Genomic DNA, 10,906 nt, shown 5'->3' with positions numbered 1-10,906 from the left:
ACGCAAAAAGGATGCACTCAGTCTCCCTGCAGCGTGAACACACATACCCCCAGCATTGCCATGAAGAAACGGAACGCGGCTTCCTGCCCGTTCCAGACATGGGACTGCCACATCGCAAACCACTCGCCACCGACAACAGAGAACCCGAAGAACCAGATCATGAAGCCCAGTGCAGTCGCGACAGGAACCAGCGCACGGGCAGAGCGGAACTCTTCAGCAGGCACCTTGACGGCCCGTGCCATTTGCAGCGCAGCGAAGGAGAAGAGGGCGCCAGTCAGGAATTCCGCCGCGATAATCAGGACATAAAAGATATGCCAGAGCACAGGAGAAGAGACGGCTCTCCATTTCAGCGCGTTGCCCGGAAATGTCGTATCCATAGACAGGACATGTCGGACAAACTCATAGTTTGATCCGTAATCCGTCATATTATTCACGGCAACCAGGAGTCCGAACACTCCAAGAGACGCGACCATAACGGTTTTGGATACCCGACTCAGGAGAACAGCCCGAGTGGGAAGCGCGGGTGAAGAAGAGAGTGACATGCGTGGTCTTCCAAGGGGTTTTCAGGAACGCTAACGGAATGTCTGAGTAGTTTGTGCGCTTTTTTTTGCACTCATATGATCGAAAATAGATGCTTTAAAAGTTGCAAAGTTCCTGTTTCTCCTATCTTTTCGTTCCGGGATAATATCATATCGGAACAGGAAATTTGTCGGCCCGGCTCGACCGGGATGCGTCATTCCACACGACGAACAACGGAAGCCAACCCATGACAAGCAGCCCCGAGACGGTTTTCTGGCCCAAGAAATATTGGTGTGACATGATTTCACGCCAGTTCCGCCATCTTCCGCCAGAAACGGTGGCGATTTTGCCGGTGGCTGCCGTTGAACAGCATGGCCCGCATCTGCCAGTCTATGTGGATGCCTGCATCAACGAGATGCTGCTCGACAAGGCTCTGGAGGCTCTTCCTTCAACAGTTCCCGCAACCGCGCTTCCGATTCAGGCTGTCGGAAAAAGTGAAGAGCATGTGGCTTATCCCGGCACACTGACACTGAGCGCCCAGACCCTGACGCAGGTTCTGATCGAGATTGGCGAGAGTGTTGCGCGTTCGGGCGTGAAGCGACTGGTTCTTCTGAATTCCCATGGCGGTCAGCCGCAGATCCTTGATATTGTTGCACGAACGCTGCGCCGGACGCATGGAATGTTTGTTGTTTGTGTGGGCTGGTCCCGGTTTGGCGTGCCGGATGGCATGTTCACAGCCGACGAGCGCCAGTACGGCATTCATGGCGGCGACATCGAAACCTCTCTGATGCTGCATCTTCGGCCCGACCTCGTGGATATGAGCCGCGCAGACAATTTCGAGCCCTGGCCGCAAAAGCTGGCCGAGACAGCAAAGTGGCTGGAAGCAGAAGGCCGCGTCGGCTTTGGTTGGCTGACCCATGACATTCATCCCTCTGGGGCTGCTGGCAATGCAGGCATTGCGACGGCAGAGAAGGGCGAGGCAGTTGCCAACCAATGGATCAAAGGCTTCCTTGAGCTTCTTGCAGAAATTGCAGAATACCCGCTCGACCGCATTCGCCCCATCACTGAGGATCTTGGCCGATGAGCGGTATCGATACCTTCCTCTCGCTACTCGATGACGTTCCTGTTCAGACGGTTCCAGCACTCGTAAAGCGTAAAAGCCGCGATTTCTACTGGTATAGCCCGGTTCTGAAGCGCCAGCTCGATAGCTGTTTTGCCGATTGTATCGTGATGCCGCGCAATGAAGAGGATCTTCTCAAGATTGCCTCTGCGGCACGCGAAACGAAGACACGCTTGACCCCACGTGGAGGCGGCACCGGCAATTATGGTCAGGCTGTGCCGATGGAGGGCGGGGCTGTCATTGAAATGACGGAGCTGAACAAGCTGCTCTGGGTCAAGGACGGCGTTGCACGCGTACAGGCCGGCATGAATATGCTGGATCTGGATCGGGCTTTGCAGGAGCAGGGCTGGGAAGTCCGAATGTATCCGTCCACCAAGCGGACAGCCACGATTGGTGGCTTCATTGCGGGTGGTTCCGGCGGCATCGGGTCAGTTCGATGGGGCGGTCTGTCATCGCCTGGAAACGTTCTGGCCCTGCGCCTCATGACACTTGGTAAAGAGCCGGAAGTTGTAGAGCTCCGGGGCGAGGATGCCCGAAGCGTTCTGCATACTTACGGAACGACCGGGCTGATTACCGAGCTCGAAATCGGTGTGGAACCTGCCGTGAACTGGCAGGATATGGCCGTTTCGTTCGGTTCATTCGAGGAAGCCGCTGTGTTCGCAAGAGACATCGCCTTGCAGAGCGGCATTCAGAAGAAGCTCGTCTCTGTTGTGGATGGCGACCTACCGCCGTTTTTTGCCTCTGTGCGCGAGCACGTCCCAGAGGGAGCTTCCCTCGTGATTCTCATGATTGCTCCGGCAGGAATAGAGACAGTCAAGCTTCTGGCAACCAAGGCAGGCGGCCAGCTTTGTTACGAAGCCAACACGCGGGACATGGAAAATACGTCCGGCGCAACGCCGCTATATGAACTGACATGGAATCACACGACACTTCAGGTGTTGAAGAAGGACCGTGGATATACCTATCTCCAGTGCGGCTATCCGGCAGACGGCACACTCGACAAGGTTGCGGAAATCCGGGCACTTTTCCCTGATGAACTGATGATGCATCTGGAATTTTTCCCGATGGGTGGTCACGTCAGTTGTGCGGCTCTTCCGGTCATTCGCTTTACGGATGAAGACCGCCTCAATCACATCATTGCAGAGCATGAAAAGCGTGGCGTGAACATCGCCAACCCTCATGTTGTGACGATCGAGGAGGGCGGCATGCATCGAGTGGCATCGCCGGATCTGGCTGCCATCAAGAAGCGTTATGATCCGCTGCTTCTGCTCAATCCGGGCAAGATGCTCAGCGCCAAAACGCTGGAGCCTCAGGACTGAGACAGAGAGCCGGGAAAATCATCTTCCCGGCTTTTTTCATACCTGACGAGGCAAGGTCGGGAAGGTGAAGCTCAACCCCATACGGTCAAAGGCGCTCTTGGCTGTGTTAGCCAGCAGGGTGCACGTCGTGAGCGGACCGACACCGTCTGGAACCGCTGTAACGGCCGATGCGATGTGATCGACGGTCTCAAGATCTACATCCCCCACAACGCGTCCCTCTGCCGGGCAATAACTGATCCCGATATCAATCAGGATAGCTCCCGGCTTGATCCACGCACTGTTTACAAGTCTGGCCTTCCCAACGGCCGAGAACAGCACATCAGCGTTGCGGCAATGAGACGTGATATCCTGCGTATCAATATGAACCACGGAAACTGTCGCACCCCGATCCAGCAAACACATTGCCAAGGGGCGTCCGACGACTGCTGAACTTCCGATAATCACGCAGTTCTTTCCGCGAAGGTCTCCTGCAAGATATTCTGCCGCCATCAGCGCTCCGGTGGCAGTGCAGGGCTGAAATCCGGGAGTTCCAGCCGTCGCTTTCCCCAGATTAAGCGGGTGAAGACAATCCACATCCTTTTCGGCGGGTATCGCAGCGAGAACCGCATCGCGTGAGATCCCTTCGGGCAGAGGAAAGAGCACCAGAATGCCGTCTATCTGCGGATTTACGCCAAGTTCACGAACCGTTTGACAGAAGGCATTCTCATCCTGTCCGGTAGCGTCAACAGTTTGAATAGTGATACCCCCAAGCTCTCCTAACGCCGCAATGCGCCGGATATAAGCCTGTGGGCCGGCCTCTGAAGACCCCGTGATCACTGCAAGAGCAGGTTTTGTGCCTGGATAACTGCCGATCTGGGCTTTGAGCATTCCCAGATAGTGTTCAGCCAGGTCAGACGTATGCAGAATGGTTGTCATATGCGGTCTCACAGGGCGCTGACGAGATACGTCGCGCATCGCTGAAGGTGAGGAACGAGAGAATGCCGGATCTGTGCATCGTCGTAGCGGCTGGCTGGGAAGACAATGCTGAGCGCGCCAGCAACCTCTCCATCAAGATTGAATGCGGGCACACCCAGAGCCCGCAGATCGCTCTGCGGCGATATATCCTTGAGAGCAAAGCCCTGCGCTGTAATTTTCGTCAGGTGACGCGTCAGTTCGTCATGCTCTGTTTCGGAAAGTTTGGAGGTCCTGAAAACCTGTTCCTGCACCGCTGAGGGCAGAAAGGCACATATTGCCTGACCCGTCGCCGTCGTTGCCAAGGACATGCTACTGCCAATGGTATGGCCTGCCATTTCTGCGACTTTATCTGCGGGATTATGAAACACGTAGATCGCCTCCATCGCATCAAGAAGTGCGAGAGAGATCGATTCACCAAGTGCGAGAGATTCTGCCCGCAGGACCGGACCGACGAGGTGCCCGATTGAACGGCTTTGCAGAAATCCAAGACCGAGCTTCAAAGCCCGCGCCGTCAAACGATATCGCTGCTCTACTCCTTTGACATAACCGAGAGATTCGAGCGTGCGAACCAGACGCCTCGTTGCTGCCCGCGTGTGCCCGACTTGCCGGGCAATATCGGCAACAGTCATGTCCGTCTGACCGCCATCAAATGCCCTCAGAACTTCAAGGCCTTTGGCGAAAGTCAGGGAAATTTCCGTTTCAGGAATGGGTAGGGGCTGATCCATGGGAAGACGGTCCTTGGCAGAAAACCATGCATGATGTTGCGAATGTCATTGCAGGCTGAAAACGATTATGCCTAAAATAAATAAATCGAACAAGTGTTCGAATATCGAACCAAATGTTCCAGACTAAAGTCCCTGATCAGGAAGTGCCTTGTGAAAGTTCACGTCATTTTTGCCCATCCTCTGGAAGACAGCTTCAACGCTGCCCTGTTCAGACTGGTGACCCAGACACTGGAAGCGGAAGGGCACGAAGTCGATAGCCTGGACCTGTATCGGGACAATTTCGACCCTGTGCTCAGCCCGCAGGATCGCATCGAATATCATGACGTCACGATCAATCAGCATCGCGTGGCCGATTATGTGAAGCGCCTGCAAAGCACGGATGCGCTGGTTCTGTGTCATCCAGTCTGGAACTTTGGCTGGCCCGCGATCATGAAGGGCTATTTTGATCGCGTGTTCCTGCCGGATGTGTCCTTCAAGCTGATTGACGGCAAACTCTCACCTGGCTTCACGAACATCAAGAAAGTCATGACCGTCACGACATATGGATGCCCCCGCCACAGGGCCTTTGTTCTGGGAGATCCGCCACGGAAGAACGGAACCCGCTTTCTGCGCGCCGTGATGAACCGTCGTGTTAGCGTGGATTATCTGGGACTTTACAACATGAACAACACGACACTGGATGCGCGTCGGAGCTTCATGAAAAAAGTGATCCGCAAGTTGAAAGCCATCTGAACCGGCTATTTGCAGGAGGACATGCAGTGACTGCTCGTTTCTTTGATCTGGAGGCTACGGGGCTGCGGCTCCTGGAAGACAGTCGTCACAGGGCAGTGGCACTCCGGGCGCACGGTATCGTCCCTTGTCTTGCTCTTGTTGAAGTGGGGGACGATCCCCAGAGCGCAACCTATGTTACTCGCAAGATCGAAGACTGTAAGAAGGTTGGAATCGACGTGCAGAAGGTGGTTCTTCCACAGTCTGTCACGCAATCCGAGCTTTTGACGCAGGTCCAGATGCTAGATGCAGATAACACTGTTAGTGGTATTCTGGTGCAGCTCCCTCTGCCATCTCATCTGGATGAAGACGCGGTCATTCAGGCCATCAGCCCCCATAAAGACGTTGACGGGCTTCATCCCGTCAATCTGTTGTCCCTGACCGCCTCTGAGCCATCCGTCATTCCTTGCACAGTGAGAGGCATTGATGCTCTGCTCTCAGAGACAGGTCTTGCACTTGACGGAGCGCGTGTTGCCATTCTTGGAAGAGGCACGCTTGTTGGTCTTCCCGCCAGCCTCTTGCTCTCTGGACAGTCGCGCAATACAACCGTTACGATCTTGCACCGTAAAAGTAAAAACCTGGGGAATATCCTGAAAAATTCCGATATCATCATTGCGGCCGCCGGCTCCGCTCATCTGGTTACACCGGATATGGTCGGGGCAGGAGCTATTGTGATTGATGTCGGCATGAGCTGGCCGGAGGGCACGCTCCGTGGAGATGTTCATCCGGATGTTGCCGAAGTTGCAGGATGGATGACACCCCCTGACCGAAGCTTTGGCGTCATGACCCGTATGATGCTTCTGAAAACCGTTCTGGATCTTGCTGAAAAGAAGGCCGCCACATGATCAGGTCGATCGGACAGGTTCGTGCAGATCTGATGACAGAAAGCTCGATCGAGCTTTTGCCGTCCCGTATTCTTGAACTCTCAGGGGTTTTGCCGGACCTTGACCGCGGCTCCCGGGTCTTTGTGACATGGCTGCCCGGCGTACCGTTCGCCGAGGTTCTCGCCGCTTGTGACCTCTTGAAACTCTGCGGGTATCTTTCGGTCCCACATGTTGCAGCTCGTTCGATAAGAGACACTGAGCATCTCAGGAACATCTGCGCCGCACTGATCGAACGCGACATTCCACGCATGCTTCTGATCGCGGGCGGGGCAGACAAACCGGCCGGGATTTTCACAGACACCGTTCAGGTTCTGGAAACGGAAATTCCTGCCCAGGCCGGGATTAGAACGGTCTATGTGGCAGGCCATCCAGAGGGGCACCCACAGGCCTCGGAGAAGCAACTGGAACAGTATCTGCTCCGGAAACAGGAACTGGCCCGGGCGCAGGGTCTGAACATGCAGATTGTCACGCAGTTCTGCTTTGATGCAACGCCGGTTCTGGATTGGGAAAAGCGCCTACGAACTGCTGGAATAAGATTGCCAATCAATCTCGGCGTGTATGGCCTGACGACACCCAAGACGCTGGTTCGTTACGGTTTGGCCTGCGGTGTCGGACAATCCCTGCGATTCATGCAGAAACAACGCTGGAAACTGCATCGCTGGTTCACCCCGTGCAATCCGAAAGATCTGGTGGATGCGATCGCCGGCTCCATTGCTGAAACGCCGGATACACTCTTCCACGGATTGCACTTTTATCCGTTTGGAGCCATCGCCCGGACGCTCGAATGGCGCCGTAACCTGTCCTGTTCAGGCACTGGAGAACCGTCATGATGCATAGACCTTTCGTTCTCACATCCATGGCAGCACTCCTCATATTAGGAGGATGTTCGGAGACGGGAAACAAGGCCCCTGTGTCTCATGACGCACAACGTAGCAGTGATCTCTACGGAGACGGCGGCGTCAGCGCGTTTTATCGTCCCCAGACAGCCATTCCGTCGATGCCGGGCCAGTTGATCCAACAGGAAGATATGGATCTGACAAAACTCCCCAAAGGCACCAGTCGCGGAATCAGGATCCTCTATTCCTCGACGAATGGTCTGGGGAAGGGTGCCCCGGTTGCAGTTTCCGGACAAATTCTACTGCCACAAGGCAAGATGCCCACACACGGGTGGCCCGTTGTCGCCTGGGAGCATGGAACCACAGGCGTTGCTGACGTCTGCGCCCCGTCCTGGCGGGGATATTCCAGCCGTGACAAGGCCTATCTGTCTCGCTGGCTTTCTGAAGGTTTTGCCGTGGTCGCCAGCGACTATCAGGGCCTGGGCACTTCAGGGCCACATCCTTATCTTCTGTATCGACCGGAAGGGTACAGCGTTCTGGATGGTCTGCGCGCATCTTTAAGCGGGTTTCCGGGACAGATCAGGAACTGGATTGTTCTGGTTGGCCAGTCTCAGGGTTCCGGTGCAGCATTGGGCACGGCTTGGCTGGCTCCTTCTTACGCTCCAGACCTGAAAATCCATGGTGTCGTCGCGACCGGTCTCGTCACAGGCTTTACGCCTTCGCCGACGGCCAAACACTCTCCCATCCCGGAAGTCTACACCGACGCGACGAAGATGGACTCTGCTTTTGCCATGCTCCGGGTGGAGGGGTCGGATCAGTCTTTGCATCCGGAGACGGATAGCCAAACCGTCATGACCGATGCTGGTCGCAAGATGTCTGAAATTGCACGGCATGCCTGTCTGCACACTCTTTTCGACAAAGCCGACGAGATGAAGGTGCAAAGCGATGTCTTGTTCAATGACAAGCTACCCGCTTTTGAGACCGGACATGACACCGCGTTCACCATCCCTGACGCCCGGATCAATTTTCCTGTCTTTGCTGGCACCGGATTGGCGGACGGCGAGGCGGGTGTGAATGGTCAGTACAATGCTGTGGCAGCGATGTGCGACGCCGGGACGCATGTTCTGTGGAAGCGTTATCCGGGCGTAACGCATAATGGCGCGGTCAATGTCTCGCTGAAGGATTCTGTTCCCTTTGTGAAGAGCCTTCTGGCTGGGCGAAAGCCTCCACAAAACTGCTCCGCCGTAACGGTTCCCGGACCTATCGAAAAGCCATTACCAAACATTCCATGGAACAATTGAGAGCCTGAAAACGCCCTGTAGCCAGGCCGGTGGCCGGCTCTTTCTAGGATACGAGACCATGCAGACCACGGATGACAGATCAGGCTATCACCTTTTTCTCATTCTGATAATTTATGTCTACTCGGCCGTATCCATGGCTGTCGTGGGGCTGGTGGTTCCGTTCATCAGCGCCATTGCGGAAGCAAGGCACGTCTCGCCAGGGCCAGTCGGAACGAGCCTGTCATTCTTCTCCGTTCCAGCAGCGTTCACGTCGTTTCTTTTCGGCATGATCGTTGATCGCATCGGGGTAAAAAAGGCTTTCCCGATTTCTATTGGACTGACGTTGGTCGGTGACACTCTTCTGCTGTCCACCACTACATTGTGGAGCCTTCGGACTGGTCTGATGTTTTGCGGATGCGGGTTTGCCTTTGCGACTGCGGGCTCTCCTGTTCTGTTTATGCGGTATTTGCCGGAGAAAAACCGATCCCGTGCCCTGGCGTTCTGGTCCACCTTCGCTCCCGCGGGATATTCTGCGGGATTGCTCCTCGCCATTCCGTTCCTTGCAGGCAGCCGGTGGCAGGCAGCCTGCCTGTCCCATATGGCACTGATGCTGGTCATTCTCGCCGTCGGCATTTTGACCCTGGCCAGACTGAAAGAGCCCTTAACAGCGGAAATGACTTCTGGCCCTGTTAAAAAACTTTCGCCTTGGCTGGTAACTGCACTTGGCCTTTCAGTCACGCTCCCAAATGGGATTGCATATGGGACAAGCCTGATTGCGCCATCCTATCTGGCACGTGTGCATCATGTCAGTCTGGCAGCGTCTGCTGCTGAAGTGGCAATCATGAAAATCGTCGTGATGATGGCTGGGGGTCTGATCGTCAGTCTTTGTGTAGGCACGGAACGTCGCTCCCGCGTCATGTTCTGCGTCATGGCGGCGATCGGCATGGCCGCGCAATGGATGCTACTTTTCCCCGGCAGCACGATGGTTGTGGCCTCCCTCGGACTGTTCCTCTGGACTTTCGCCTATAGCGGCCTGAGTGGAGCAGGGATGTCCCTGCTACCCGTCGTTGCGACAGACCGGAAAACCCGTGGCGCAGTCGCAGGCACAGTCGGGCAGTTCATTTCTGTTTCGGCCGTCCTGATGCCTTATCTTTACTTTTCCACCACGCTCTGGACCAGCTACGCCCTGTTTGCATTCTGCGCCCTGAGCATGGGCTGCCTGACCATTTTTCAGGTCAGGCAGCATCGCGTCGTAGCCTGACGTTCCGCCGTGTTATGAAGACTTGGCTTTTTGCAACGCGGTGAAATTGGCCTGAAGACGTTCAAGAAGATAATTCTGGGCCGAGATAGCCGCGTATTTCTTGTCTGGCCCCTGAATGATCGCATCGCGGTTGGCCTGACAGAAAAACGGGATGGACAACCGTTCTCCGAGATATTCACCGGCTTTCGGCATCCGGACACGATGCAGAGTGGAAAGGAGTTTGTCATCACTCCAGCGCATCAGCATGTCCCCGATATTGCAAGTCACGTAACCGGTGGCTGGCTCGACGTCCGTCCAAGCCCCACTATCAACATCCTTACCCGGACAGACCTGTAATCCGCCTTCACCAGTACGTTGATGGAGCAGGGTCAGGCAGTCAAAATCTGAATGTGCTCCGGCGCGCCAGTTTTCAAAGTCTGCGGGTTGGGCATTTTCCATGCTCATGTAGTGGATGAGGCGCAGGGTACACTGATAATCCGGCGAAGACGGCTCATGCCGCGATGTGAAAAAATCCTCATCGAAGCCGAGCTTCATCGCAAAACACGACAGGATTTTCATTCCCAGCAGCCAGTTCTGATGTTCGAACTGCGTGAGAAATCCTTGAAAACCGGCAATATCCGCATCCTGAGGCCACAGCCCCTTCATGCGCGGAAGAGTGATCTGGAAGGATTCTTTATGGTCGGGGGTACCTGTTGAGGGTCTGACCTGTTCCCGAAACTCCCAACCAGCATTGGTGCCTGGCTTCAACGGAAGAGTTGCTTTTGTCTCTGTCGGAAGAGCGAAAAACTGCTCGGCCAGAGAAAATGCACGGTCAATGTCGTCCTGCGGAATGCCGTGATTATAGACCTGGAAAAATCCAATGTCAGTCGCAGCCGACCATAGAGCGTCGGCGATTTCCTTCTTACGCTCTTCGAATGACGACAGGTCAATTCTGGGAATGTCTCTGACGATATTGGTTCCAGCTCCGCCAATGCGACGCTCGGTCTCAATTTCACTCATGGATGTCGTGGCTGAGGTGCTCATCTGCTCAGTCTCTCCTTATGCCTGACGAAAGACAGCAAGGACCACGCGTACAATGGATGGGGGACAAACGGGGGTGGCTCCGAACATATTCCTCCATCCAAGCCTGTTGCGCAGACCTGCTGGAGCAATGCCCAAAATCTTCTTGGAGATCCCGACCGCTTATACTCGTTCTGAATTCAAATCATATCGAAGCATGAGCTGTCAATTCCAAAATGTC

Annotated in this window: 11 protein-coding genes; 7 read left to right on the top strand and 4 right to left on the bottom strand. The window is 55.1% G+C overall.

Annotation, left to right across the window (positions count from 1 at the left end):
• Positions 1 to 17: 17 nt before the first annotated feature.
• Positions 18 to 542, bottom strand: coding sequence for a DUF2165 family protein (locus GFR01_RS09495; protein ID WP_099182253.1), 525 nt, complete (start codon positions 540 to 542; stop codon positions 18 to 20).
• Between the two features lie 224 nt (positions 543 to 766).
• On the opposite strand from GFR01_RS09495, the gene GFR01_RS09490 reads away from it, so the two are divergent.
• Positions 767 to 1,603, top strand: coding sequence for a creatininase family protein (locus tag GFR01_RS09490; RefSeq protein WP_063904024.1), 837 nt, complete (start codon positions 767 to 769; stop codon positions 1,601 to 1,603).
• The gene (locus GFR01_RS09485; RefSeq protein WP_099182252.1) at positions 1,600 to 2,958 is read left to right on the top strand and encodes an FAD-binding oxidoreductase; all 1,359 of its coding nucleotides are present in this window, start codon (positions 1,600 to 1,602) and stop codon (positions 2,956 to 2,958) included. Before GFR01_RS09490 ends, GFR01_RS09485 begins: the two co-directional genes overlap by 4 nt.
• Before the next feature lie 36 nt (positions 2,959 to 2,994).
• Here the strand turns inward: GFR01_RS09485 and GFR01_RS09480 are convergent, their stop codons facing one another.
• Together GFR01_RS09480 and GFR01_RS09475 are read right to left on the bottom strand one after the other, a co-directional pair.
• Positions 2,995 to 3,873: a bifunctional 5,10-methylenetetrahydrofolate dehydrogenase/5,10-methenyltetrahydrofolate cyclohydrolase gene (locus GFR01_RS09480; protein WP_099182251.1), complete on the bottom strand. Its 879-nt coding sequence runs from the start codon at positions 3,871 to 3,873 to the stop codon at positions 2,995 to 2,997.
• Positions 3,874 to 3,881: 8 nt separating this feature from the next.
• Entirely contained in the window at positions 3,882 to 4,637 is a 756-nt protein-coding gene (locus GFR01_RS09475) for an IclR family transcriptional regulator (protein WP_099182250.1), read from the bottom strand.
• Positions 4,638 to 4,787: 150 nt separating this feature from the next.
• Between GFR01_RS09475 and GFR01_RS09470 the strand changes: the two genes are divergently transcribed.
• From GFR01_RS09470 to GFR01_RS09450, 5 genes are read left to right on the top strand one after another with little or no spacing between them, the layout of a single operon-like run.
• Entirely contained in the window at positions 4,788 to 5,369 is a 582-nt protein-coding gene (locus tag GFR01_RS09470) for an NAD(P)H-dependent oxidoreductase (RefSeq protein ID WP_167384234.1), read from the top strand.
• Positions 5,370 to 5,395: 26 nt separating this feature from the next.
• A complete protein-coding gene (locus GFR01_RS09465) occupies positions 5,396 to 6,250 on the top strand; it encodes a bifunctional 5,10-methylenetetrahydrofolate dehydrogenase/5,10-methenyltetrahydrofolate cyclohydrolase (protein WP_099182248.1) in 855 nt (284 codons plus the stop codon).
• Complete coding sequence (locus tag GFR01_RS09460) at positions 6,247 to 7,119, top strand: methylenetetrahydrofolate reductase (RefSeq protein WP_099182247.1); 873 nt, start codon at positions 6,247 to 6,249, stop codon at positions 7,117 to 7,119. The genes GFR01_RS09465 and GFR01_RS09460 overlap by 4 nt, the downstream gene beginning before the upstream one ends.
• A complete protein-coding gene (locus GFR01_RS09455; protein ID WP_099182246.1) occupies positions 7,116 to 8,426 on the top strand; it encodes a lipase family protein in 1,311 nt (436 codons plus the stop codon). The genes GFR01_RS09460 and GFR01_RS09455 overlap by 4 nt, the downstream gene beginning before the upstream one ends.
• A 58-nt stretch (positions 8,427 to 8,484) precedes the next feature.
• Positions 8,485 to 9,666 (top strand): MFS transporter, encoded by a 1,182-nt coding sequence (locus tag GFR01_RS09450; RefSeq protein ID WP_099182245.1) that lies wholly within the window; start codon positions 8,485 to 8,487, stop codon positions 9,664 to 9,666.
• Positions 9,667 to 9,678: 12 nt separating this feature from the next.
• Here GFR01_RS09450 and GFR01_RS09445 read toward each other — a convergent pair whose 3' ends face one another.
• The gene (locus GFR01_RS09445) at positions 9,679 to 10,689 is read right to left on the bottom strand and encodes an isopenicillin N synthase family dioxygenase (RefSeq protein WP_099182244.1); all 1,011 of its coding nucleotides are present in this window, start codon (positions 10,687 to 10,689) and stop codon (positions 9,679 to 9,681) included.
• Positions 10,690 to 10,906 lie beyond the last annotated feature (217 nt).

Source organism: Gluconobacter frateurii (assembly GCF_002723955.1).
GTDB classification, from domain to species: domain Bacteria; phylum Pseudomonadota; class Alphaproteobacteria; order Acetobacterales; family Acetobacteraceae; genus Gluconobacter; species Gluconobacter frateurii.
The sequence above is the reverse complement of the archived record's forward strand: the minus strand, read 5'-3'. Positions and strand labels throughout refer to the sequence as shown.